The sequence below is a fragment of the Bacillus xiapuensis genome, from assembly GCF_002797355.1.
Lineage (GTDB): Bacteria > Bacillota > Bacilli > Bacillales > Domibacillaceae > Bacillus_CE > Bacillus_CE xiapuensis.
The window spans coordinates 1,286,370-1,312,141 of record NZ_KZ454939.1 but is presented as its reverse complement, the minus strand read 5'-3'; the positions used below and the strand labels follow the sequence as shown (position 1 = coordinate 1,312,141).

General features: G+C 42.8%; 24 protein-coding genes. 6 read left to right on the top strand and 18 right to left on the bottom strand.

Annotated features, from left to right (window positions below):
- Positions 1-50: 50 nt before the first annotated feature.
- The 3 genes from CEF20_RS06535 to tlp all read right to left on the bottom strand — a co-directional run bounded on the left by CEF20_RS06535 (position 51) and on the right by tlp (position 4,041).
- A complete protein-coding gene (locus CEF20_RS06535) occupies positions 51-2,219 on the bottom strand; it encodes a type IA DNA topoisomerase (protein WP_100331042.1) in 2,169 nt (722 codons plus the stop codon).
- 580 nt (positions 2,220-2,799) lie between these two features.
- Complete coding sequence (locus tag CEF20_RS06530; protein WP_408607805.1) at positions 2,800-3,348, bottom strand: DinB family protein; 549 nt, start codon at positions 3,346-3,348, stop codon at positions 2,800-2,802.
- 456 nt (positions 3,349-3,804) lie between these two features.
- Positions 3,805-4,041, bottom strand: a complete 237-nt coding sequence (tlp, locus tag CEF20_RS06525; protein WP_100331041.1) for a small acid-soluble spore protein Tlp — start codon at positions 4,039-4,041, stop codon at positions 3,805-3,807.
- A 364-nt stretch (positions 4,042-4,405) separates the two neighbouring features.
- Here tlp and yppF point away from each other — a divergent pair, with 364 nt between their 5' ends.
- Entirely contained in the window at positions 4,406-4,627 is a 222-nt protein-coding gene (gene yppF / locus CEF20_RS06520; RefSeq protein WP_100331040.1) for a YppF family protein, read from the top strand.
- A gap of 92 nt (positions 4,628-4,719) precedes the next feature.
- On the opposite strand, the gene CEF20_RS06515 is transcribed toward yppF, so the two are convergent.
- Positions 4,720-5,487, bottom strand: coding sequence for an ABC transporter permease (locus CEF20_RS06515; protein ID WP_100331039.1), 768 nt, complete (start codon positions 5,485-5,487; stop codon positions 4,720-4,722).
- Complete coding sequence (locus tag CEF20_RS06510) at positions 5,484-6,236, bottom strand: ABC transporter ATP-binding protein (protein WP_100331038.1); 753 nt, start codon at positions 6,234-6,236, stop codon at positions 5,484-5,486. The genes CEF20_RS06515 and CEF20_RS06510 overlap by 4 nt, the downstream gene beginning before the upstream one ends.
- 306 nt (positions 6,237-6,542) lie before the next feature.
- Between CEF20_RS06510 and CEF20_RS06505 the strand changes: the two genes are divergently transcribed.
- Complete coding sequence (locus tag CEF20_RS06505) at positions 6,543-8,243, top strand: AAA family ATPase (protein ID WP_100332026.1); 1,701 nt, start codon at positions 6,543-6,545, stop codon at positions 8,241-8,243.
- Positions 8,244-8,304: 61 nt separating this feature from the next.
- On the opposite strand, the gene CEF20_RS16545 is transcribed toward CEF20_RS06505, so the two are convergent.
- The 7 genes from CEF20_RS16545 to CEF20_RS06475 form a co-directional block, all read right to left on the bottom strand.
- Positions 8,305-8,445 (bottom strand): hypothetical protein, encoded by a 141-nt coding sequence (locus CEF20_RS16545; protein WP_157796206.1) that lies wholly within the window; start codon positions 8,443-8,445, stop codon positions 8,305-8,307.
- Positions 8,446-8,866: 421 nt separating this feature from the next.
- On the bottom strand, positions 8,867-10,846 hold the full coding sequence (locus CEF20_RS06500; RefSeq protein WP_100331037.1) for a hypothetical protein: 1,980 nt from the start codon (positions 10,844-10,846) through the stop codon (positions 8,867-8,869).
- 131 nt (positions 10,847-10,977) lie between these two features.
- Entirely contained in the window at positions 10,978-11,337 is a 360-nt protein-coding gene (locus tag CEF20_RS06495; protein ID WP_100331036.1) for a hypothetical protein, read from the bottom strand.
- A gap of 28 nt (positions 11,338-11,365) precedes the next feature.
- Positions 11,366-12,019 carry an ABC transporter ATP-binding protein gene (locus CEF20_RS06490; RefSeq protein WP_100331035.1) on the bottom strand — a complete coding sequence of 218 codons (654 nt, stop codon included), beginning with the start codon at positions 12,017-12,019 and terminating at the stop codon, positions 11,366-11,368.
- Positions 12,020-12,249: 230 nt separating this feature from the next.
- Positions 12,250-13,317, bottom strand: a complete 1,068-nt coding sequence (locus tag CEF20_RS06485) for a sensor histidine kinase (RefSeq protein ID WP_100331034.1) — start codon at positions 13,315-13,317, stop codon at positions 12,250-12,252.
- Complete coding sequence (locus CEF20_RS06480) at positions 13,314-14,024, bottom strand: response regulator transcription factor (protein ID WP_100331033.1); 711 nt, start codon at positions 14,022-14,024, stop codon at positions 13,314-13,316. Before CEF20_RS06480 ends, CEF20_RS06485 begins: the two co-directional genes overlap by 4 nt.
- A gap of 70 nt (positions 14,025-14,094) precedes the next feature.
- A complete protein-coding gene (locus CEF20_RS06475; RefSeq protein ID WP_232713386.1) occupies positions 14,095-14,814 on the bottom strand; it encodes a thermonuclease family protein in 720 nt (239 codons plus the stop codon).
- 139 nt (positions 14,815-14,953) lie between these two features.
- Here CEF20_RS06475 and CEF20_RS06470 point away from each other — a divergent pair, with 139 nt between their 5' ends.
- Both CEF20_RS06470 and CEF20_RS17285 read left to right on the top strand, forming a co-directional pair.
- Complete coding sequence (locus tag CEF20_RS06470) at positions 14,954-15,151, top strand: hypothetical protein (RefSeq protein WP_100331032.1); 198 nt, start codon at positions 14,954-14,956, stop codon at positions 15,149-15,151.
- A gap of 171 nt (positions 15,152-15,322) precedes the next feature.
- Positions 15,323-15,457: a hypothetical protein gene (locus CEF20_RS17285; protein ID WP_269799214.1), complete on the top strand. Its 135-nt coding sequence runs from the start codon at positions 15,323-15,325 to the stop codon at positions 15,455-15,457.
- 504 nt (positions 15,458-15,961) lie between these two features.
- Here the strand turns inward: CEF20_RS17285 and CEF20_RS06465 are convergent.
- From CEF20_RS06465 to CEF20_RS06455, 3 genes are all read right to left on the bottom strand, one after another.
- Complete coding sequence (locus tag CEF20_RS06465) at positions 15,962-16,489, bottom strand: lytic transglycosylase domain-containing protein (RefSeq protein ID WP_408607804.1); 528 nt, start codon at positions 16,487-16,489, stop codon at positions 15,962-15,964.
- A gap of 194 nt (positions 16,490-16,683) precedes the next feature.
- Positions 16,684-18,201 (bottom strand): glycine betaine uptake BCCT transporter, encoded by a 1,518-nt coding sequence (locus CEF20_RS06460; protein ID WP_100331030.1) that lies wholly within the window; start codon positions 18,199-18,201, stop codon positions 16,684-16,686.
- 342 nt (positions 18,202-18,543) lie between these two features.
- A complete protein-coding gene (locus CEF20_RS06455) occupies positions 18,544-20,127 on the bottom strand; it encodes a hypothetical protein (protein ID WP_157796205.1) in 1,584 nt (527 codons plus the stop codon).
- A 236-nt stretch (positions 20,128-20,363) separates the two neighbouring features.
- Here CEF20_RS06455 and CEF20_RS06450 point away from each other — a divergent pair, with 236 nt between their 5' ends.
- Positions 20,364-20,723, top strand: a complete 360-nt coding sequence (locus CEF20_RS06450) for a DUF485 domain-containing protein (RefSeq protein WP_232713385.1) — start codon at positions 20,364-20,366, stop codon at positions 20,721-20,723.
- The gene (locus tag CEF20_RS06445; protein ID WP_100331028.1) at positions 20,720-22,246 is read left to right on the top strand and encodes a solute symporter family protein; all 1,527 of its coding nucleotides are present in this window, start codon (positions 20,720-20,722) and stop codon (positions 22,244-22,246) included. The genes CEF20_RS06450 and CEF20_RS06445 overlap by 4 nt, the downstream gene beginning before the upstream one ends.
- Positions 22,247-22,430: 184 nt before the next feature.
- Here the strand turns inward: CEF20_RS06445 and CEF20_RS06440 are convergent, their stop codons facing one another.
- The 3 genes from CEF20_RS06440 to CEF20_RS06430 all read right to left on the bottom strand — a co-directional run bounded on the left by CEF20_RS06440 (position 22,431) and on the right by CEF20_RS06430 (position 25,748).
- Entirely contained in the window at positions 22,431-22,961 is a 531-nt protein-coding gene (locus tag CEF20_RS06440) for a hypothetical protein (protein ID WP_100331027.1), read from the bottom strand.
- Positions 22,962-23,266: 305 nt separating this feature from the next.
- Positions 23,267-24,379: an alanine dehydrogenase gene (gene ald / locus CEF20_RS06435; RefSeq protein ID WP_100331026.1), complete on the bottom strand. Its 1,113-nt coding sequence runs from the start codon at positions 24,377-24,379 to the stop codon at positions 23,267-23,269.
- Between the two features lie 103 nt (positions 24,380-24,482).
- Positions 24,483-25,748, bottom strand: coding sequence for a PucR family transcriptional regulator (locus CEF20_RS06430; protein ID WP_100331025.1), 1,266 nt, complete (start codon positions 25,746-25,748; stop codon positions 24,483-24,485).
- Positions 25,749-25,772 lie beyond the last annotated feature (24 nt).

Here is a 25,772-nt window from a genome sequence, read left to right as displayed (position 1 = left end):
TTCACGTATTTCCAGATCAAGAGCTAAATGGCCATATTAGACTATAGACATCACTTAGTAAATTCCATCTTCCAGCTGAAGTATTCGTTATCTGGATTCTTTTCATATCTCATATTAGCATCGAACTTGTTTCCTTTTTTGCTTGTTAATCCTTTCACGGTCACTACTCCATTTTTTAAAAGCGTTTTTACCATCGTTTTCGTCGGTTTCTTCTTCATCGAAGCTAAAAACTTGTCGTTTTTCCAAATAACGAATTTACAGCCGCTTCTCCAATTACTGCAGCCAAACCCCTTCTTCCCTTCAATAATCCCATGCCCACATAGAGGGCACTTGCCAAGTATTTCAGCTTGTTTCTTCTCTTTAGATACTTCATTGATGACGATTTCCTGGTCACTTTTTATTTTTTCAACTGCCTTTGAAGTAAATTCAGAAATTACATTCAGGAAAGATTCTTTGGTGAATTTTTGTTTTTCGATATCTGATAATGTTTTTTCTAGCCGGCCGGTAAACTCCAAATCAAATAATTCCTTCACTGGAAAGGTCTCTACTAGTTTTCTGCCGAGTTCGGTGCATACTAAATTTTTATTTTGCGTCGTAATATACCCAATGTCTTTTAGTTTTTTGATGGTTTCAGCTCTTGTAGCTGGCGTCCCAATGCTATAGCCGCTGAGAATGGAAGTAAGCATTTCCTCTCCCTCTTCACTCTCTCCACCTCCGCTGCCTTTCCCACAGGTTTCCATGACTCTTAGTAATGTCTTTTCGATATGGGGCTTGGGAGGCTTTGTGACATGAGCCGATACGTTTTGCTTTGTGATGGCCACATGCTCATTGATATTGACAGTGGGTAACAGTGTATCTTTTGATTCGATTCTTTCTAGTTTTTTCCAACCAACAACCGTTTGCACTTTTCCCTTTGAAATGAACACACCTTTTATCTCGTTCATATTCGCTTTCGTTGTGATTTTCGTTTCTTCATATTCCGCAATGGGCATAAACTGAACAATAAAGCGGTTTTTAATAGCCGTATAAACAAGCTCTTCGTCCCTCGTTAACGATTTAGGCGCTAAATAAGTGGGCATAATGGCGCTATGGCTTTCAACCTTAGCGTTATTAAATACCCGTTTCGTTTTATGGAATTTGATTTCCTCTTCAAAAGGCAGCCCTTTTTTTAAGACATCCAACACTTTAGCTGCTTTGCCGACAAGACTTTCTTCTAAAGCAATGCTCGCCGTTCTAGGATAAGTGATCAATTTTTTCTCATACAGGGATTGAGCTACCTTCAATACTTTGTCAGAAGTCCAGCCTTTATATTTGCTCGTTATGTAGCCTTGTAAATTGGAGAGGTTAAACAAATAAGGAGGATACTCTTTTTTTCGCTCCATCCGCTTATCGGTAACGGTTGCATTTTCATTGATGAGAATCTGTTCAATTAATTGTAAGGGTTCTTTGCTTTTAAATTTATCCTCGTTATTTTCGAAATAAGTCCCCTCATATTCTTCTTCATTTTTTGTTCTAAAGGTAGCCGTTAATTTATAATAATCCTCCGGTACGAAATTCTCAATCTCCTGATCGCGATCATAAATAATCTTTAAGGTTGGCAGCAATACCCTTCCGATATTTAAAGTCTGCCCTCTTCCCTTTTGATATTTTAACGTAGCCACTGAGGTTAAATTGATCCCAATCATCCAGTCTGCCCACTGCCTGCTTAAACCGGCATCCTGGAGAGGCTTCATTTCACTGTTGGGTTTAATATTCTGAAGGCCCTTTAACACCTCTTCAGATGTCCACTCGTTTAATAACAGTCTATATACTTTTTTCTGAGGCTTGAGATTATAAATAACCGTGTCACCGATAATTTGCCCCTCGCGATCATAGTCACAAGCCGAAACCAGAGCTTCTACGTCCTGTCTTTTGATTAAAGAATAAATAATTTTCAGCTGTTTCTTTGCCCCTAGGTCTTCCTTTTCTCTATTACGCGGATCACTTTTTATTTTGTAACGAAAATGCGATGGGATGAAGGGGAAATTCTCCATACTCCATTTTTTCAACTTTTCATCATAATCTTTTGCATCGTAAAGCTGCAATAAATGCCCAAAAGCCCAGGTGATGATATAGCCATTGCCCTCAAAATAACCCTCTTTTTTCGTTTTTATTTTTAAAGCATCAGCAATATTTTTAGCGACAGACGGCTTTTCTGCCAAAATTAATATACATCCCATTTTTCGGTTAATCTCCTTTATTCTTCACCTGATCAGATATAAGTCTTGTTTGTCTTAAACTAGTAAGCGTCAAATAAATATCACACTAAGAAATGCGAACATTATTTGACGCTTTTTAATTTCACTTCGTAAAAAGTAAAAAATCCTCTATTTTACTAAAGGAATAGCTTGATAGAGCAAAGTGTAAAATCCTATCAAACGAAAACTGCCAACACTTTGTTCTGGCGTTTACACTTGAGCGTTCGCCGTGATAAACGGTCCAAGGATGTCGCGGCGATCATGGCGGAATCCACAAAAGCAGATGCTTAGGCATGCTCAACGCGCGGTGGCTTGATGGCCTTTCTAGACCACTAAAGCAAATACGGTCTTCGTTCCCCCGTAATCAAGCTGGCCCATCTTTTTAGACAGAATGTAATAGTTAACAGCAACAAATGAATCAAAGCCAGGAACATGGAATTCCATTTTATGGGAGGTAGCTCTGCTCGTTTATGTTTGACCGTATTTCCATTTCACAAGGAGTTGTCCCTTTTGCCATCCCCTCTGGAGGATTATGTATAATCAGTGCGCGTAAGATCTTATTTTAATTTATTTTATAATATTTTTTGCATATTAAAAAATGATGATTCTCATGTATACCGATTAAATCTATACTTTGAATTAAATTTGGATTATGAGCGATTGGATCTGGAAAACGGATTTGTCCAGCTATATCCTCACTAATATTAGAAACCATTAGTTCTAAACTCTTCGTTTCTTCGTCTATTTTTTTCAGTAAATTTCCAAAAGTAATTTCATCTTTTATTCCTTTAGGCGGAACTATAATAAAAGGAGCTTTCATTGGTTTATGGTGTTTTTCTTTATATTGTTTGTATACGTCCTCACTTTGAGTTTTATAAGTTTTATCTTTTATTACGGCGGCAATTGGTTTAGATAATGGCAAATAAATTTTATTTAACCTCCGAAACCACTTGATCATTAAAAATAAATGATAATATGTTTCTCCAATTGACCATTTATCTTGATAGGGCCTCTTCCATTCCTCCCCTTCAAAACTCCTAATTTCCTTCTTCATTCCCTCCCTTTGTTCATATATTTTGCGAAAGTGTTTCTCCATATATTTACTCTTCATCATTCTCTCCTCCTTGCAGATGGGGTAAGGTTTTAAAAAGCTCCGATTTGCAAACTACCTTTACACGAAATTTCTTAAAATCTGCTTTACTTAATAAACACCAGTATCGGTGAGCTTTGACACCCCCGCATCATACCAAGAGGGCTTTTGGGTTCACGTCCCCGAAAAAGCTGCTTACAGGCAAGCTCCTTATTGTTTTTACTGATAATGGTTTAAGTATATTTTATAATGTTGCGCAAATCTACCCTTCCACAATCTGACCCTTTAATAAGGCGGTACTAATAAAGGATTACAACATCAACCGTACAAAAGAAAAATCCTTCGTCAACTATGTTCTTGATCCAATCTTATTAAAACTTATCAACCTTTTTTCAAATCTACAATACAATCGGATTTTAGGGATTTGAAAAGATCCCAATCGAAAAGGGACGTGCTAAAGACGCCCCTGTTTTGCTGTTATTCTGTTCGATATCCATTTCTTCTTGCAGTAGCTTCGTCGCTTATTTCCTCTTGAAAAGCTGCTATGCTTTGCTGTCTGCGCTCATTTTTAGCTGCAATCGCCTGCCGCTGCTCGCCTGTGGCAAACTGTAAGGAATCTTCTGCCTCATGAATGTTTTCTTCCGTGTTTTGCACCATTTCTTGAAGCTTCTCAACATTATCCGCCCGATCATCGGGTTTTGGTTGATTTCTCATTCATTTCCCTCCTTTATGCATTCGTCCCATCATCATTAGATTGCCCCTTTCAATGTGAAACTTGCCAGGAAAATACTGGATACTCCCAGTTTTTATCCTGCATGTCGGATTTTCAAGAATATAACGAGGAACCCAAAGTTTAAAGGGAAGGCCACGGCCTTTATATGCCCAATTTGTTCAGGCTTTGACGATATAGGAAACAAAGGCAATGCAGCCGGAGGTGGCGATGGCAGCCTTTGCTCTTTTTTCGTTTTATATAGCCGCCAAAGAACTTTGCTGGAATTTGTCTAACGATTTACCGTTAACTGGATGATATTTCATGATATCATTTTAGTACAAAGGATATTAAGCAGGAGTGATAAACATGGACATCGGGGAATTAATTTACCAGTTCATCTTAATCCAAAAACGGAAACCAGCCCACGCCAATGAATTGCTTGATTACATTCAAAAAAGTTATATGCAAGGAGATCTTACCATCAAGGAATACAAAGCTTTGCTTTGTGAGCTAGATCGGCGTTCAGCCAAAAAGCCGATCTATTATACGGATCACGATTGTTTTTTTATTCAAACACGGGCTCAGTAAAACGCAAAACACACGTTGAGCGCCAACGTGTGTTTTGCTCATTATCGCCAATTTTCGATGCAGCGCCGGCTCAAGCCCGCTATCGCAAACATTCATCTTTTTCCCTTTTCTTCCTTCAGAATTAATTGCTGGTGCTCATTAAATAAATGAGGATAGACAAGCAAGCCTAAAATAATGCTTGTCAGCGCCGCTGTAGCCAGAAAGGTAAATACGATAATAATTTGGTAGCGGACAGCTTGAACCGGATCGGCTCCCGCGATAATTTGTCCTGTCATCATCCCGGGAAGCTGGACTAATCCAATCGTCTTCGCTGAATCAATGGACGGAATCATGCTTGAGCGGATGGCATCTTTCATAATCCATTGCATCGCTTGCTTCGGCGTGCCTCCTAAAGAAAGCGTAACGAGGACTTCCTCTTTTCTCGAATAAATTTCAGCCTGCAGGCGGTTGAGCAGCAAACTGCATATGACCATGGAGCTTCCGATAATCATTCCGCTTATTGGGATCACGTACCTCGGTGCGGGCGGAATAATGTGAAGACCTAAAAGAAAGATCATGGAAATCAGTTCAATCACGGCGATGGTAACCGTCACTCTTACCCCCACTCCAGAAAATCCGTTGCCGCGCTTCATGACATTGCGAGCGGCTACACCAATCATCACCATGATCATCATAATGATAAATATCGGATGATCAGCTGAAAATATAAAAGAGAGAACAAACCCGATAAACAGCAGCTGAACCGTTGCCCGGGCGGCAGCGATAAGTAAATCCTTCTCGAGCCCTAGGCGCAAGCTTTTGGATAAAGTAATTGCTAACATGACGAAAACAAAAGCAAAAGACAATGTAATCATACTCATGAACGCTGCCCTCCTGACAGCTCACCACGCAAAAAACGGTATGTAAGCTCCTCTTTTGGGTGATGAAAAAAAGAATGCGTATCCGCCGCTTCTACCACTTGCCCTTCTGCGAGCAGCCAAGTCCATTCGCCCATCCGCTTCGCCTGGTCTAAATCATGAGTCACCCATAAAATAGTCTTTTGATCGCGCTCATGGATATCGCTAATTAATTGTTCTATTTCACGGGCTGCTGAAATATCCAATGCCGATGTAATCTCGTCCAATAATAATATAGCCGACGGGTTCACTAATGTGCGTGCGAGCGCGACCCGCTGCTTTTGACCGCCGGAAAGCTCTTGCGCATTTTGCTTTAGCAAGCTGGTTGGCAAATGCACTCGCTCCATAAATTTTTCTACACGGTCGATTTCAAAATGATGCAAGCGGGCCGCATGAACAATATTATCTTCCACCGTTCCCGGAAGCATGGTGCCGCTTTGAAAGGCTAGGCCTACATATTTGCGCAATTGATTGACGTCCCAACTGCGCACCTCTTTGCCGTTTATCCATACTTGACCGGCATCAGGAGTGATAAGTAAGTTACAAAGGGATAAAAGCGTGCTTTTCCCCGATCCTGACGGGCCGACAAGCGTTAAAATGCTGCCCTTTGGAACGCTGCCAGACACTCCGTTCAGCACCTTCTGTTCCTTATTTTGATAATATTTCTCTACTTGTTTAAACTCGACCGCAGCCGTTTCCTTTTCCTCTTTCATCTGCCTAACACCACCGCTCCTCAATATATCCGGACATCTCACGCACACTTTTTCCAAATAGGTTTGCCGAAATCAAAGCATTCTGCCCTGTATGCGTGCCCCGCTGTCCACCCTCCTATTTCCGTCTCTTATTAATATATAACATCTTTATCCGAATTAATCGAATATCCGCCGTGATACACAAACGAATTCTTTTATTTTCCAAAACATACACAACTTATTACCTATTTATAACTAATTTCAAACATTTATAATAGATATATATTATTGAAGGAGTTGAAGTTGTTGAATTCCACATCCAAATTGATGAGAAAAGTATTTCTGCTTTTTGTAATACTTCTGATCATTGCCGCTGGATTCATTTGGTTTGCGAAAAACATGGACAAGGCCGTCACCATCCCTTACTCGTCAATGGAAAAAACGATTCAAGAACAAGGGGGAGAACAAGTGGCGCTCCAAGAAAAATCGGATGGCACGCTGTATCTCACCACAAAAGACGGCCAGTACATTTCACATATTTCACCGGGAAGTCAATCAGTAGACCGCTTGGTGGAGACATATAATATTAAATATTCCTATTCCAATAAAGGCCCCTACGATAACTGGATTATTGGCGGTGTCCTTCTTCTGATCATTGCCGCTTCTTCGATTGCTTATAAGAAAAGCAAAAGCGGAACGAGCAAGTCCATGAAAAAGAGCTTATCTAAGGCCAGACCGCTTCCTTCTATTACGCTCAACGATGTAGGCGGTCTCTCTAAGGAAATGAAGGAAGAAATTATGCAGACGCTTTCGATATTTAAGGATCCGAAGCAGTCAGCTGAAATTGGCCTGAAGCCGCCGAAAGGAATTTTATTTTACGGACCTCCCGGCACAGGTAAAACGCTGCTTGCTCAAGCCATTGCAAAAGAATTAAATGCCCATTTCTTTTCAGCAAGCGGATCGGCCTTCACTGAACTGTTTGTCGGAGTGGGAGCTTCGCGGGTGCGCAGCTTGTTTGAACAAGCGCGGAAACAAAAGCCTGCGGTGATCTTTATTGACGAAGTCGATGCGCTGGCCGCCCGCAGAAAAGCGCACGGCGGAGAAGAAGCCGAAAAGACTTTGACCGAGCTGCTTGTTCAGCTTGACGGCGGCCATGCGAATGATAATATTTTATTCATCGCAGCCACCAATAGAAAGGACCTGCTTGATGAGGCGTTTCTGCGTCCTGGCCGAATCGACTTTTCTTTCCTTGTCCCGCTGCCGGATACGAAAGGACGCAAAGAAATTATGGACATTCACACGAAAGGAAAGCATTTAGCTGAAGATGTCGCCGCAAGCCTGGAAGAACTTGCGGAAAGCACATCCGGCTTTTCCGGAGCTGACCTTCAATCATTATTTGAAACAGCCAGCAGGAACGCCCTGCGAAACGGCCGGAAAATGATTGAAAAAGCTGATATCCATAATGCGCTGGACCGCATTATTCTCGGCAGCACATCCCGAACTTTAAATGATCCTGAGACGAAGCGCAGAGTAGCAATCCATGAGGCCGGTCATGCTCTTGTCGCCGCTGTGACAAAGCCCGGATCCGTTAGAAAAGCGACGATTATTCCGAGAGGTCAAGCCCTTGGATATGTCGCCCCCATTCCGAAAGAGCTTCATTTATCCACTGTGAGTGAACTGCTTGATCAGGTGGCTATGATTCTTTCAGGCGGCGTAGCGGAACGGATGGTTCTTGGTGAACACAGCATTGGCGTCAGCGGTGATGTGCAGCAAGCGAAAAAAATGATCGAGCAGATGGTCGATACCGGCATGCTGCAAGATGGTTTCACCTTAACTTTTCATAAGGTGGAACGCGAAACAAAAATGCAGGAGCTGTTTCAGAAAGCTCTTGCACTCTCAGAAAGCATTATCTCCGAGCATCAGCCACAATTCCAGCGTTTAGTCGATGCTTTATTAAAGGAAGAAACGCTGGAAGGCTCCGAAGTCGAGCAAATCGTACGGGACAAAGAAGGGCTGGTCATCGCTTAGCTGTATAACCAAAAAGCACCTGAATCTTCGAAAGAGAGACAGGTGCTTTCTTTATGCCTTTCTATTCACGCTCTTTTTCTTCTTTGCTTGGAGGAGCCGGACGACGTTTCCCCCACCAAAATTCATGGCGGCGACGCATTAATTCCTCCCACTCTTCCTCGGACATTTCATGTCTTTTTTCTGGCTGCTTTTCCTTTGCCATTTTTCCCTCTCCTTTCACATATATGTTGACACCACATCTTATGCGAAATTCCCCAAAAAGTGCTTGATGGGGCAAACAGTCCTGTGTGTTTACCCCGCATGGAAGAGGCCCTTCAAAAATAAAGAAGGAAAGCAGGAAACACGGCACCTGCAGCTTACAAAGCGTTGTGATGTTAACCTTTGTTCTTCTTGTCATCAGTGGGAGATGACAGAAAAGGCTCACTTTATCTTTTTGCTGACATGACTTCCCTCCAGGAACATAATAGATTCTTTCTCCGGATCTTGAATTATTTCCTTACATTCGGCAGCCGGCTGCAGCGGTCGCACTCGGATTTTTTTATACTATAAATATCAGAAAGCCCGATTTCTCAACATTCTAAGTAAGAAACCGGGCTTCGGAATTGAACTCTAATAATCTTTCATTAAATCCTGCGTTTACTAACTCCATTAAAACACCAACGTACTGCAAACAGATGGGACAGCGGTACAATAAGCAATCCATATGCCATAGCTACAAGTACAATACCTATTTCATTAGGTCTTTGCAGGATGACAACAATAACCGCGAGTATGCCCCCAACAAATAGTTCCTTGATCACGCGGCTTTGGAAAATTCGCATCCAAGACCGGCCTGCCAGCCGCAATGGGAAATCGCGCTTCGCCTGTAATGTTGCGGTAATCAGCGCACTGATTGCAGTAGCTACACTGAAAGCAATCATCAGTGCAAGCAGCGAAAGATTCTGCAGCCACACAAGATATGCTGCGAACTGAGCTCGCAATAGGCCCTCTTCGGCAATGTAAACAACTTTCAGTTCCCCTTGAATACCGCGATCGCGTAGCGCCTGTACATCAAGACTGTGTGTTTCTAATAGTTGTTGTGCAGCAGCTGCACCAGTGAACACTACGTTGCCACTTGAGATCATAGATGTCAAGGTAAAATCATTAAAGGTGTCGGACAGTGAGGGAATGACAGCGAGCAGAACATCATCGCCAAAGTGAAGACTTTCTCCTGCTCCCCCTTGAGCCACTGGAAGTTGGAATCCCTCAACTGGTTGAAGAAATTTTAATTGCTTAACTATATGATTGGAATGCTCTTTCCTTGACAATATATTCATCTCTTCCCGGAGTTCGCGAACTAAATCTTCTGAAATGTTGTGACGTGAAACTGGCGTTAAAAGCGGCTGCTCCGTCCCCATAGCGACTAAGTCAAGCCAGCGCTGGTTTACGAAAGAGACGGCGGAGTACTTGCCAAAATCAACCGATGGCCACATTTTTTTAGTGTAAGTGTAGGAGAGTGCTGCAACTCTCTTGGATTCCGCATCCTTTGTCATCTCGCCGATCATTGACTCCATGCGATCCATTTCATCCATGTCTGTTGCAAACACGATTGACACTTGTTCTGCAAGCTTCTTCCACTGCTCCATTTCGGCCGCCTTGGCAGACGAGTGTTTATATGCAGACCAAGCAAGAGAAGCCATAGACACCACTAAAACAAATGTTAGCGCCTGGATCACAAACGCCGCCGAACGCAAGCTTTTTACAGCTGGTTGTCTAGTGGCAAGCATGACAGCACTCGGCCACGCAGAGGCTGACATAATAAGCGCAGCTAGCATGGATATGGCAATAACTACAAATTGAAGAATGAATAGGGCTTTGAGAAAGGTACCGACGTACATCCAGCCATGAAAAACACCCACATAGCCTGCTGCAGCTAAAGCGACAATTCCTGCCGAAACGAGCAGCGCCCCACAAAAATCTGTAAGATCCTGCATCTGAATCCGCACAGTTGGAGAGCCGCCCAGAACTCGAATCGCACGTCCACGCGCCCTAACTGAGAGCCAGAACAAGGCCAGCGATGAAACGAGCGCCAATGAGGCGAGAATTACGGTTGTAAATCCTCTTTCCTGTACCACGAACATAAGACTATCCAAGATGGCGGCGTCCCTGCGGGTAATCTCTACCCCCGCATCTTTCAAAGCATCCTCAAATTCACCCAAACGAACAGGGTTGCCTGTCACGAGATATAATCCATCGGGATAGGAATTGGAAAGCCGCTCTTTCCCAACAATCTTGCCTGTATCGTTGCTACTAAACCAGGTAAATTTATCGGGTAGCGCTTCATTGTTAAGCGCAGCAAACACCTTGCCCTCTTGATCGCCAGCGAGATCTGGAGTGATTTTGACCAGTCCAAGATCTAGACGTTCATTGAGTTCTTCTAACTTGGAAAACGCTTCATTGATAGAGAATTCCGTTTCCGCGAAGCTAATGTTAAGCATGCTCTTGCTTCCGATAGCCTGCGGAAACTCTCTATCATTCAGATCGGTAATGATTCCGGCTAACAGAGCAAGCAAAGCAAACAATGCGCCTGAAACCATTACTATAATACGTTTATGCCTGTTCATCTCCTCATTCCCTCCTTTCTTATTGAAACGTTTACTCATTAGCTGCTGTTTGGATTCGGCATAAATTCAGGCGAGCCAGTCTTATATAAAAGCAAATGTTCCTATTTAGCACGATTGGCCACAAGACAGTGTTAGCGCTTCACCAAATGTACTGGAACCCCAAATCCTTCGTTGCGAGTAAGCAGCTTGCTGATAGCATCATGTTCTGATTTCGAATTATAGCTCACCTGGACAAGTCCGCGGTCTTGATGGTCTGGACACGGCTTGACTACTTCCACTTTAACCCCATCCCCCAGCTTTTCTATTTCCTTGGCAAAACGTTCATGATTTTCTAAAGCAACGGCGGCTTCTGAAACGCTCGGCAGCTGGCCGCACGGCGGATGTGTATCTTTTGGTGATGCTGTTATCCAGCCGTTTAGATACGCATATGCTCCTCCTGACAGCAGTAAACCCACAACGACACTGATAATCATCTTCGAAGTTGATTTCAAAAGTATCCTCCTCATAATTCTTTTTTAATTAATGTGATGAACTGCTCGAACCGATCTGATGCATCGCGCCGCACGCAGCAATCATCTCAGAATCATGCGTAGACACGATGACCGTCCGGCCACGCGCAGCAAAGTCCGCAAGCAATGCGATGACCATTCGACGGTTAGTTGCATCCAGTGAAGCAGTCGGTTCATCAACAAACAGGATATGAGCATCTTTATAGATAGCACGAGACAAGGCAAGACGCTGTTTCTCTCCTCCGCTCAGATGTCCAGCCAACTCATTTTCCCGGCCTTTAAGACCTGTCTGGTCAAGTGAATGCAGCAACCGTTCTTTGTTTCCTGAGACACGCCTTCCTATGATGCTCGCCTTCATAGTGACATTGAAGGCAACTGACTCCTCATCCATAATGCCATAATCCTGAAGTACGAATGCCGCATGATCTCGCCAGAACCGGCGTCGTGACGCGGTGCCGCACCTTGTGACATCGTTCCCGTCAATCAGGATGCTTCCCTTATTCACCGGAAGCAATAATCCGAGGCAGTGAAGGAGAGTCGTTTTCCCAGATCCACTTGCGCCAACGAGGGCTGTCATGATACCGGGCTTGCACTGAACGGACTCACCGTCAAGTACAAGCCGCCCACCTATTGCTGCCGAAATGTTTTGGGCTTCAATTAACATGTACTTCACCACCCGATTCAACGCCTGTCAGGAATATTTCCAGCCTGGTGAACATCCCTTTGATAACCGGATTCAAGGCTGTCTTCATGCGCTTATATAAAAGTTTTATCATTTCATTCATTCCTTTCAATTCCGTAATGAATGGCTCGCTGCGGATTATCAATTTCTATACATAGTATAGGGCAAAAAAATAAACACCATTTCAATGGTGTCTTAACAGAATCTTAATTTTAGCAATGAAATAAAATATTGATCTCTGTCCCTTTATTCAGTTCACTTTCGACTTTAATCTGTCCCCCTTGTTTTTCAATAAACTGCTTGGCAATAGACATACCTAGTCCAGAGCCAAGAGGAGATTTGTCCGTCGCCGTACCTCGGTAATATTGATTAAATAACTGTTGAATAGTTTTGTCATCCATGCCGATGCCATCGTCTTTAATTCCTATTAGGACCGAACCTTCTGTTGTTTCAATGGAAACAGAAATCGTTGTTCCCCGAGGATTATGATAAATAGCATTCATAATGAAATTTTCTAATGATCTTTTTAATAATGTCTGATCGAAAGATAATAAAATATCGCCTTCATCCTTGACGTTTAAATGAATGGGATAGTCATCGGCCATCGGATACTGACGAAGATCTTTCAAGACATTTTCCACAAAAGCGACTAGATTTGCAGTGCGCAAATTCAAAGGGATTTGCATTTTATCAAACTCATAAACAGCACTTAAATCATTAATTAACTGTTCCATATATAATGATTTTTCTTCAATAATTTTAGCAAATTCCTTAATTTCTGCTTCATCCCATTTATGCTCGGAACGAAGCATGGCTGCATAACCTTTAATGTATGATAACGGCGTTTTTAAGTCATGTGTCACTCCAGAGGTCCAGTTTTTTCGCGTTTCTTCAAGTTCTTTTCGTTCTTTCTCTGCCGCATTAAGCTGCTGTGTTAAACCGTCCAGCTTTAATTTAAGTTCCCAAAATGGACTTACCCTCATCTTATTGAAAGAGAAGTTCTTTATTGTGTCGGGCATTTTAAAGACCCCAAGTGATAATTGATCAATCCAGCGTATGAAGAAGAAAAGAGGCTTCCTAATTTGGCGGTCGATAACGAAGCCAAACCAAGTAAGCACACCAATGATTAGCAGCGGGAATAAAATATAGGTCACTAGTCCATCAATTCCCAAAGGAATGCTCAAAAAGCTGAGTACTGAAAAACCGGTTATAAAAAAAACAGCCCCCATGGTTAGAAGAATTATTATTAGTATCCATGAGATTTTAGTTTCTAATTTCATTGGGGACTCCTTTGGTTTTCGGCATTTAGCATATAACCTAAACCTCTGACGTTTTTTAAACACTCTGGATGTTTGGGATCTTTTTCAATTTTTTGACGCAGGCGACTAATATGGACCATGACCGTGTTTTCTTTCCCTACAATGCTATAATCTCCCCAAACATGTTCATATAGATGGTCTACGCTAAAAACCTGATTGGGATGCTGACACATGAATTTAAGTAATTGGAACTCCTTAGCCGGGCAATTTACTTCTTTTCCTTCTACGATTAACTTTGCTTGGTCATAATGCAGAACAAAACGGTCTGTTCGGAACACTTGCGGCGCTTCCAGCTTTGTTCGTCTTTGCCGATGTAAGATGGCCTTAATGCGGGCAGCGACCTCAAGGGGGTTGAAAGGTTTCGTTATATAATCATCGCCACCCATAGAAAATCCAGTTAATTTGTCCATATCAGTAGTGCGTGCTGTTAAAAAGATAATGGGAACATCTGAGATTTCTCTGATTTGCTGACACAAATCGAAACCGTTTGTATCAGGTAACATGACATCGAGCAATATTAGACCAATCTCATGTTCCTTAACCTTACTCAATGCTTCAGCACCCGATTCCGCTTGATAGATCTCTTGGAATCCTTCCTTATCTAACAATCGTTTTAGCATTTTAATTAATCCTATTTCATCTTCTATAATGAGTATACTTTCACTCACAGTTTCCCCTCCTCGTCTTAGATACCCGTTTTTGAGATGGCGGGTGGGATAGCCAGGCTAGAACCCATTCTTATTGTTTTAAAGGACGAAAACCAGCCTTTACTGCCTCTTCCTCCGTACAAAACATTACTTCCGGTTTGGTTTGTTCATACCAAGGAGAGTTTGGGGTGTGATAAATTTTTCCCGAAGAACCCATATTGCCTTTGATTTGGCAATCTTCAGAAGCTCCATCTTCAGTATCCTGCCTCTCTTCAAATTCAGGGTGAAAACCGTCTTTTTGTGCATAGTTTTCAATTTGCCAAATACCAATTCCTTGTCGTTGTGCTTTTTCCTGAAATTCATTCAATGGATCAATATAGCGAGTATTCGGCGGATAAACATAGGCTATTCTGGCCAGACCCTCCTTTAATAATTCTTCTTGAATCATTTTTCCGTCAGCATAAACATAGGCTAATAGCCGATTATATTTATCTCTTTGCGGTCCGATGTCAAATTCTAATTCAATCTTCTGTGCATTTTCTACTAAACTTCTGGTAAACTCTTTAGCTTTCTTGCCATAGGGCTGTTCACCAAGACGCGGATGGGAAGTCTCAGGACTATCTACCAGCAAAAATCTGACACTTTCTCGATGGCCCTTATAAATTACAGCAATTGTATCGCCGTCATATGACTGGGCTAATTCAACCTCCACTCTTTTGTAATCTGGGTTGTGTCCTTGACCAGCATTGGAGCATCCAGAAATATTTAAGACGAAAACGCACATGCATATGAAATACAATAATCTTTTCAAAATTCACAAACCCTCTGACTTTCTAAATAAGTTATTCACGCGGTTAATTATGCATAATTCCCCATAAAAAGACAATAAAAAGGGACACCTTCTTGTAAAATGGATGTGCTACCAAACATTCACGAGAAGAGGCATCCCTATGGAACAGAATACCATGTTCCCGAACTTGATTCAAAAATTTATTTCCGATGAAGATACTGCACAGGAACGGACTGTCAAAACATTAATCCAATACCTTGTCATAGCGGCCGTTTGTGAGTGGAAAAGCTGCTTTACTGGGCCGGTGTCGCATCACCAGTTGGTCTTATCGCTGTTAACTCTATTCCACTCTATCTAAAAAATGAGACAGCCAGAAAAGGCGATGCCCAGAAAGTTACTGAAAACTGACTTTTTGTGACGGCCCTTCTTTCATTTATGGAAAAAATCCAACACACGCTTTGAAGAAAAGCTCAAGCCAAAGATCCCGCCCATGCCTCAACCTATTTCTGCAATATTGTGTACTTTTATTTTGCCATACAAAAGAGTATTGAACACGATTGGTGAAAAAATGAAAGCAAAAGCCAAAACAGCCCTTGCATTTGCGGTGAATGATACGATCTTGCCTGGCGAAAAGCCGAACCTGAAAGTGCGCTCGGTCAAATGAAGGGCAACCGGCCGTTCCGCAGATTTTCCTTGCGGGAGATCGACAAGAAGCACACCGAATTTGGAATTGCAGCTTTAGACCGCAACTTTCTGAAAGCAGCCGGCATATAAAAAAACGGCAAAAAGAGGCGGAGAAAAACGAGCTGTTTTTCCCCGCCTTTTTTATTTTGGGGACTTATTAGGCGGCCCCTATATCCACATATAATTATGTACAAAATAATAACCCTTTAGGCTGCGCCCTGCACATTCCTTGAAGCGGGAGCCTTCTGCGGGAAAATAGGAATAAGCCACCCGCTGTATAAGAAACGATCCCCGAAACTGCTTGTTGCTTCTAACCATACTGCGGGCTGGCCTTTCTGGCATCCGCCTGATCATAGGAGAATGCGGAAGTCCGCTCTTTCTCTAGCTCCAGGGAAGCACAGCCGCCGGTAAAAAACGGCTGCACTGATCATGATTGTGCGGAGCCGTTTATTGCTTCTAATTTGCTTTCTTTTTCACTTAGCCCCTACCGGCTTTGCTTCTTATATTGATTCATGTAATTCAGCACATCATTGACATACTTCTCGCTGTGGTTATATGCAAAAATGGCTTTTTCCAGATTGCCGTCAGCCGCTCCATGCTTCTTTAAATAATTCGCGGCGCTGAAGATGGCATCCTCTATATTATACGGATCCGCCACCCCGTCCCCATTGGCATCAATTCCATAACCGCCGTACTTTTTAATAACTGCAGGGTTCTTTTTTTCTTCTTCTGGAATATCTCCCTTTCCAAGTCCGCTGCAGCTCGGATGCTTCCAGCCGACAAAGCTGCAAGGCATAAACTGCATATGACCTTCAGCGCCAACCGGTGATAAGAGCGGATCCATTTCCGAAAACTTTGTTTCCACCCGATGATGGGCAGCGAGAAGCTGCCATGGAACACCGTATTTTTTTTCAGCGGCTTTGTAGATTGGGAGAAACTTCTCTGGAATATCAATTGCCGCCTCTTCCTGCACAGGCGGCTGCTGCCAGTTAAATAGAATATATAAACTCATTCCCAATGAAATAAAAGCCATCAAAATCATCGTTCGTTTTACTGACTTTTTCAATCTCCTCTTCGCCATCATAATCTCCTCTAAAAAAATTTCATCCGCTCTTATATTAGAGAATGGCTGGAAAATCTGCAAGTTTTTCATATTGTCTTTTAAAAAAACCGCCCTGCGGCCAACAGGGCGATCGGTCTGAAGACTTACTTTTTATGAGGTCTGTGAGGACGCAGGGATTTTAAAATTTGCTTCCGTTCTTGCGACAATGACTTATACAAAGACACCATCATTAAGATCATAATAATCGAGAAAGGAAACGCCGCAATGATTAACGCATTTTGCAGAGCGGTCAATCCCCCGCTATACAACAGAATAATAGCGACAAGTGATTGGGCAATCCCCCATGTTAATTTTACGCGGTTTGGCGGGGTTAAAGATCCGTTAGTCGTTTGCATACCTAATACAAACGTAGCCGAATCGGCGGAAGTAATAAAGAACGTTCCTATTAAAGTGATCGCGACGAACGATAAAACAGTAGACCAAGGCAATTCACTAAAGACAGCGAACAGCACTTCTTCCGTTGCATTCTTGGTTAGGTCAATGGTGCCTGACATTTGCAAATCCATCGCTGAGACACCAAATACGGAAAACCAAAAGAAGCTAACTAAAGCAGGCATAACGAGTGTACCGATTAAAAATTCTCTGATTGTGCGCCCTTTGGATACGCGGGCAATGAAAATTCCGACAAACGGTGACCAAGAAATCCACCATGCCCAATAGAAAATCGTCCAGCCGTTGATCCAAGAGCGTTGGCTTTCTTCCAACGGAGCAATCTGAAAGCTCATCTTTACGATATTAGACAAATACGAGCCAATGGTATCTGTAAACAGATTAAAAATGAGCAAGGTTGGTCCGACAAAAAGCATTAGGGCAAGAAGCAAAACAGCCAGCGCCATATTCGTATTGCTGAGAATTTTAATTCCTTTTCCTAAGCCGCTCATGGCGGAAATCATAAATAAGACCGTTACAATCACAATAATCAGAAGCTGAATCGTGAAGTTGATCGGTATGCCAAATAAATAAGACAGCCCTCCGTTAATTTGCGATGCGCCGAATCCCAGTGTTGTCGCTACGCCTACAACGGTAGCAAACACGGCGATGGTGTCAATTAAGTGACCGATCGGACCTTTCACTTTATCTCCAAGAATCGGCGTTAATGTAGCACTGATCAACCCCGGCTCATCTTTGCGGAATTTATAATAAGCCAGCGCGAGTGCCACTAGCGCGTAGATCGCCCAAGCATGAATTCCCCAATGAAAGAACGTATATCTCATCGATTCTTTTAACGCTTGGCTGGATCCCGCTTCCTCGGAGGCTGGATTAATGGCAAAATGACTTAGCGGCTCAGCCGCTCCCCAAAATACTAAACCAATTCCCATACCTGCACTAAATAGCATAGCAAACCATGTCGGTGTAGAATAATCCGGCTTTTCACCCGGTTTGCCTAATTTAACCGCCCCGATCGGACTGAAAATCAAAAGAATACAAAATAAGACAATAACTGAAACGATAATTAAATAATACCACCCGAATGTTGAGGTGATAAAAGACTGAATATTGGCAGTGATTTGTTCAAACGTTTTCGGCGCTGCCACACCGAAGATTACTGCTACTAATACAAGAGCAGCTGAGTACCAAAATACATGTGAAATTTTCCTCATGAAGTTCTCCTCTCTCACTAGATTACTTTTAATGCACATGGGAACGGGCAGTATATAAATTTGGCTCACAGTCATGTACCAGCCCTTATAACCCTAACAAACATTTGGGATTCTATCAACTGTTTAGCCGTCTTGACCAAGTTATCACGAAGGAAATCAAGGGTTTATGTACAGTTTGCCTCTTTTAAAAAAAAACGTATACAAATGAAATAAAAGTTGTCTGATAAAAGCTGTTTGCAATCACCCCACCCACAATATCTAGTGTTCAATCTCCTTTTCCCTAACCAGATATGGAGTAAACAGCGATTTCGCAACTTTTTCCAGACAACCATTTTCAGCATTCTATTCTTCAGCGGAATGAACCGCCTTCTTCTCCATCTCAATCTCATACACTTCTGATAAGCCATAGGTTCTTTTTTCAGCTTCAGTGATTTGGCTTCTCACTTCTTTCTCTTGATCGGCCGCTTCCCGCAATTTCTCTTCATAGGCTGTTATTTCTTCATCCAAGTTCTGCATCTCATCTTGGATTTTCTGTAAATTTCCTCCTGTTTCATTGATTTTTTCAACCAGCTCCGGTTCATAATCTTGATATTTTTCCAAAACAAGGGAATTCATCTCTTGAAAAACTTTCTCGATCTTCTTTTCCAATTGGACTTTTTCTGTATGATAATAACTCGACTTTACAAAAGAAGAAATCCTTCCCACAACCCCGCGCTTAGCAGAGGCTTCACGATCAAGCTTAGCGGTCACTTTCATCAAGCTTTCCTGAAGCCTGTTATTTTTCACGCTGAGCTCGCCAAAGTAAGGGCGCTCCGGATCCCGCTTTAATAATTGTGTCAGCCTTTGAAGCAATTGCTGATGATAAACATTGGTCTGATAGGCTTCGCTTTCCATTTTTTTCTTTTCTTGATGGAGACGTTCCAGCGTCTCCTTCCAGTCATTCCCTTGAATTACTAACTCATTGACTTTCCGCAGCATCAGACGATATTGTTCAAAACGGCTCTCCCAGACAAGAACCATTTCTTCTAAGTACTTCCCCTGATCGAAATCCTCCTCACTTTCTGACAGATAAGGAAGAGCAGCTTCAAGCAGAACAATCGGCAGCAGCCCTTTGTTAAACAGCAAATTTTGGTATCTGTACAAAATTCCTCCGCTTTTGAAAATTAACGATAAAAGCAGATTAGGGTTGGCCATCCAAGAGAAATAAGCGACATCATCTGAAGGAAGATCATTGGCATCACTTTGATTGGAATAGCCTTGCAGGAGTACTTTATAAAAGCGGAATCCCGCTCTTTCAGCAATCGCTGTAAAGGTTCCAAAAGCATCCTGCTGCAGGGCAGCGGTCAGCTCAGCTTTCGACCAGCCGCTCAGGTGTAATGACTGTTTAATTTGCTCCTGCTGATAGTCAGGAAGCTCCTGCAGAAACGAAATGATTTCGTCAAGCCACACAGCGGAGCTGCTGTCATTCTCGGAATCCTTCCTTTGCTCAATCAAATGCGTGTACATTTCAGCCATTTCCCAATGAATAATAAATTCTAATTTGTTTTTGCTGTAGGATTGGTCATAGACAGCCGCAAAGGATTTATGTTTTTTTTGCAGCTGCTTAAACACCTCTGCTGTAATGTCGGCACATTGCTTCTCAATTTCATAGGAATTATGATAAGAACGCCCTGCCAGCTTCAATACTCTGCTCAGCTGCAGCAGTAAATCCAGCTGCAGCTCGCTATCCTTTATCCCCTGTAATTTCTCTGCTTCCCTTTGCATCCATTTATAAAAATGAGCCGATTTGTCCTTTGAAACGAGATCCTTCGTTTTAGAGGAGACGACATCCCATAAATTTAAATCGTTGAGCATTACATAAACAAAGCGCAGCGGCATTCCTTTTAAATAAGTTAATGCCTGCGCTAATTGTTGACCTTCTCTCACAAACATCCGTCCCATCTTTTTGGATTATTTCAGTCTATTATATACCACATGGCTGAAAGATTGAAAATGAGTACCGTCTATTTTATAATTTGGACCCCGGGGAGTGTCAATCAGTGTCGGAATTTATTTGAACATTTTATGAACTTTTTATTGACTTCAAGCTAATTTATTTTAAAATTAATTTATAATTCTGAATTTTGTAAACGGTTTCTTTATTTTAAAAGGGGGATTATTGGATGGATCAGCCAATGCACAAGCCTGTCCAAACGCTTCATCAGCCGACTAAATATGAAGAGATGGCCAAGAGGCCAGAATTTATTCAGCTCGTTCAAGCCAAAAAGAAGTTTCTCGTTCCGCTATCTGTTTTTTTCTTAGTTTTTTATTTTGCCCTGCCGCTATTGACCTCTTATTCAACCTTATTAAATGCACCTGCTGTCGGATCCATTTCTTGGGTTTGGGTGCTTGCTTTCTCTCAATTTATTATGACCTGGACGCTTTGTATGGTATATGTCAAAAAGGCCAGTCAATTTGATAAAATGGCTGAGAATATCGTGAAAGAGGAGCGGGCTCCTCTAAAAGGAGAGCTGCATAAATGAGCGCAATCGGGCTGACTTTTTTCGTCGCTATCGTCGGATTAACCTTGATCATCACCTATTGGGCGGCCAAAAGGACGAATACGGCCAGTGAATTTTACACGGCCGGCGGCGGGTTATCCGGATGGCAAAACGGATTAGCCATCGCCGGAGATTATTTATCTGCCGCCTCTTTTCTCGGTATCGCCGGAGCCATTGCTCTCAACGGCTTTGATGGATTTTTCTTCAGTCTCGGTTACCTCGTCGCTTACCTTGTCGTTCTTTATATTGTAGCCGAACCTTTGCGAAACCTAGGAAAGTACACGCTGGCCGATATGATCAGCGCCCGCTTTGACGAAAAGAAAATTCGGGCGGCAGCCGCAGTCAGCACCATTACGATCGTCATATTCTATATGATTGCCCAGCTCGTGGGAGCGGGCGCCCTGATTCAGCTGCTGCTGGGAATTGATTATGAGCTGGCTGTTCTGATCGTTGGCGTGATGATGACGATCTATGTTCTGTTTGGAGGCATGACTGCGACAAGCTGGGTCCAAATCATCAAAGCAATTCTGCTTATGATTGGAACCGTGATCATATCGCTGCTCGTGCTGGTTAAGTTCCATTTCAATATTTTTGATATGTTCACACATATGAAAACCGCCACACCTTTAGGGGAAGCGTACTTACATCCGGGCGTCCAATACACAAATCCAATGGACACGTTATCGATAACGATGGCCCTCGTACTCGGAACTGCAGGGCTGCCTCATATCCTGATGCGCTTTTTCACAGTAAAGGATGCCAAAACTGCAAGAAGCTCCGTTGTCGTAGCTACCTGGGTCGTAGGCATCTTCTATATCTTAACGATCTTTTTAGGTTTCGGCGCAGCTGCCTTTGTGGGATCAAAAGAGATTATCGGGGCGAATGAAGCAGGTAATATGGCGGCTCCGCTGCTTGCTCAAGCTCTCGGCGGAGATATGCTGATGTCTTTTGTTTCTGCTGTCGCCTTCGCCACCATCCTGGCAGTAGTTGCCGGTCTGGTCCTTTCTGGCGCATCCGCTTTCGCTCATGATGTTTACAGCGAGATCATCAAAAAAGGCCGCGCTACAGAAAAAGAGCAAATGCTGGCGGCTCGCTTTGCCTCCATAAGCGTCGCCGCGCTGTCGATTGCCCTTGCTCTATTTGCTCAAACTATGAATGTCGCTTTCCTTGTCTCTCTGGCCTTTTGTGTCGCAGCAAGCGCAAACCTCCCGGTGATTATTTATACCATTTACTGGAGAAGATTTAATACAGCAGGCGCAATGGCGGCCATGAGCACTGGCCTATTAAGCTCCTTATTGCTAGTAGTGATCAGTCCGAATGTGTTAGGGCCAGAAGGTACAGCAATCTTTGCCGGCGAACCGCTCTTTCCATTAACAAATCCTGCTATTGTATCGATTCCAGCCGGATTTTTAGCAGGATATATCGGCACGGTGCTTTCCGCGAAAAGCGATGTCCGGAAGTTTGCCGAAGTAACCGTCAAAGCCAACACCGGACTGAAGGAATAATCTTGTAGTCAGCTTAGATGGCACCATGCTTTACACAACCGGCCATTTCTTTCTTGAGAAGTGGCCTTTTCTCGAGTTTTCGTTCTCCAACATCATAAGGCCGCGCGGGATTGGCCTCCATTTGCCCAATCTCATGCCATTACTCTTTTGCTTCTCCCATCCTTTCTGTCTGCAGCTTCTATGGCTACACTTGCTTAATCATTTGCTTGAGCTTGCCTAAACGTTTTTTTAAATCACCCTTTAATTTTTCTTCTTCCTTTATAAAAGAATCAGATGAATTTGAGGATGTCAGAATGAGCTTCACATATTGTTTGTAGGATATATGGGCGTCTAATAAAGCCGAATAAGCAGAAGCCATCGATTGAGGCGGCTTGGGCAATTGGATCAGGAGCTGGCGGCATTGCTCTGTTTTCTTTTGCAGCTTATCGATCATCTCGCTGCTTTTATAATTAGCAAATGAGTTGCTTTTGTCTGCAACGACCCCTTTTCCCTGTTGGCTGATCGCCACCCCTTGAACACCATTGCTTAATGCAATCTGCTGCGCTTTCTGGGAATTATCTTCCATCATTGTATAAATCCGCTCCATTTGATTCACATAAGAAGCCCGTTCCTTTTCTTCCTTCCAGTTCCCATAGGCGGTCAAAACAAAAGCTAATAACACACAACTAAGCAAGATGATGCATAACCGTCTATATGGTACCTTCGCCAATGACATGCTTTTCCATCCCTCCTTCACAGGGTACTCTATGTACATATCTAATTCGGCAATTTATTCTTTTAGCATAATGCTCTATCTGTTTATACGTGAGAACCGAGAAAAAGTTTTGCTTATTTTAAAAAAATTGAGAATGAGGGATTTTTGTGGAATCCGCTAATAGACGTCATCTTTTTCCTCTCTCACTTGCGGCGATTATAGCATAATTTTTTGCCGATACTTTTCTATATTCTATAGTTAAACCAATTGTTAGGTTTGTAAACCTGCTAAAAAAACCTCGTCATTATATGACGAGGTTTGTAATATTAGATAAGCTCTTCGACGGTCTTGTATTCATATCCTAAATCATCCGCAACTGCTTGATAAGTAACATGCCCTTTAAATGTATTGACTCCGAGCCTTAGGCCGGCGTGATCAGCGATCGCTTTTTCCAAACCTTTATTAGCGATTTGCAAAGCGTATGGAATCGTGACATTTGTTAAAGCGACCGTTGACGTGCGCGGAACGGCACCAGGCATATTCGCAACCGCATAATGAACAACGCCATGCTTTTCGTACGTTGGCTGATCATGCGTTGTAATTCGGTCAACCGTTTCAAATATGCCTCCTTGGTCGACTGCGACATCCACCACAACTGAGCCCGGGGTCATCATCTTGACCATTTCCTCTGTGACAAGCTTCGGTGCTTTCGCTCCTGGAATGAGCACGGCTCCGATTACCAGATCCGATTCTTTGACCGCTTCTGCAATATTGAAAGGGTTGGACATTAAGGTTTGTGCGCTTGAACCAAATAGATCTTCTAATTGCCGAAGCCGATCTGCATTTACATCAATAATTGTGACTTCAGCACCAAGACCCGACGCAATTTTTGCGGCATTTGTTCCCACCATTCCGCCGCCGATGATGGTAACTTTGCTTTTTCTTACTCCCGGAACTCCTCCAAGAAGCACCCCTTTGCCACCGTTGTTCTTTTCTAAAAATTGAGCGCCGATTTGTGCGGCCATGCGTCCAGCCACTTCGCTCATTGGAGAAAGAAGAGGGAGTGTGCGATTAACGGAAACCGTTTCATAAGCAACACCTGTTACTTGATGATCCACAAGCGCTTTCGTCAGCTCTGGTTCAGCCGCTAAATGAAGATAGGTGAAAAGCAACAAATCGTTGCGAAAGTAAGAGTATTCCGATTCAAGAGGCTCTTTGACTTTCAAAACCATTTCAGCTCGACCCCAGACCTCTTCTGCCGATGGGATAAGCTCAGCTCCGGCTTTCTCATATTCCTCATCAGTGAAACCGCTTCCAATTCCTGCATCCTTTTGCACAAGCACTTTGTGGCCTTCATTTACTAGCGTAACAACCCCCGCAGGAGTAATCGCAACACGGTTTTCGTTGTTCTTAATTTCTGTTGGAACCCCAATAATCATAAATAACATCCCCCTATTCCTGAATATATCTTTATAGTATGACAATTTAAACAATATTTCATCATTTCAAATTTAAAAATAAGGGGGATGTTTTTGTGCAATTTTACAAATGACTGTTCTCTAATTGTTCAATAAGTAAATCTAAAAACAAGGTAATTTTCTGATTCGCATCTTTTAAATTAATATTGGCGATGTCAGAAATCCTCTTTAAGCGGTAAGCCAGTGTGTTTGCATGAATGTGAAGAGCTTTAGCCGCTTCATTCATATTTCCGTCATGCTGAAGAAATGTAAAGATCGTCTCCTGTAAATTAGAGTGATGGGTGCGATCATAGTCTTTTAACTTCGCAATCATCGGATTTTTAAAGCCCGACTGCTTGCGAATCGCGGCTAACTCCTCGATGAACTGAAACACTCCAAGCTGCTCAAAGCAATGGATATGTGCTGTCGCTTGCGGAAATTGATTTTTTATCTTCAGCACGTATAATGCTTCCTGATAGCTTTGGCTGATCGACAGCGGCTGATCGACCACGCTCCCAGCCCCCGATACCATGCCGTTGATTTTTTGGCGCTCACTTATTTTTAGCAGGAAGCTGTTGATGAATTGCGTGAGCGAGCCAGTCTGCGACTCCTCTGACAGCTTGACTAACAGGATCATTTGCGTATTATCATAGGTTCTGGCTATGATCTGCAGCTGCTGAATCGTTTCAGCTAAATAATTCGTTTGCCGTTCTAATGATGGGGTAATCGGCTGCGGGAAGTCAAAAATGATCACAGAAAGCGGCCCTTTCAAGTTTAACTTATGCCGTTCATTCATTCCCTCAATCTCTCTCATTCGAGAGAAATGACCCGTTAATAGCTTCCAAAAAAACTCCTGATAGTTTTTTTCTGTTTCTTTCCGTTGTTTCTGATGCTGAAGCAATTGATTTTTAACCGCCTTAGCAGCTTCCCGCAAAATAGAAATTTTCCCCTGTGAAAAAGGTTCCTTCGGATGCGCCCAAATAAAACCGACCACTTCATTTTGCTTGCGGACTGAAATTGCCACCCGTTCCCCGAGCGCCACTTGATCGATCCTAGGAATAATGATGGGTTCCTCTGATTGAAATAACTGGGGAATGGCGCCGCTCTTCCACAGACTGTTTATGACATTCTCCGGCACTTTTCTCCTCATAATTGTTGCGATTCTTACCGGATCCACTTCATCTTCGTGGCGACTATAAGCAATAATACGATGATTGGCATCCTCTATCGTAATCGGGCACTCCAGTTTTTCACTGATCAGATCAGCCAGCACTTCGATCGATTCATAATCGCTCCCAAAGATATTCTCTGCTGTGTTTACCATATACCTATGTTCCTCCATTACATTCATCGATTAATTACATCCTAATGGTGA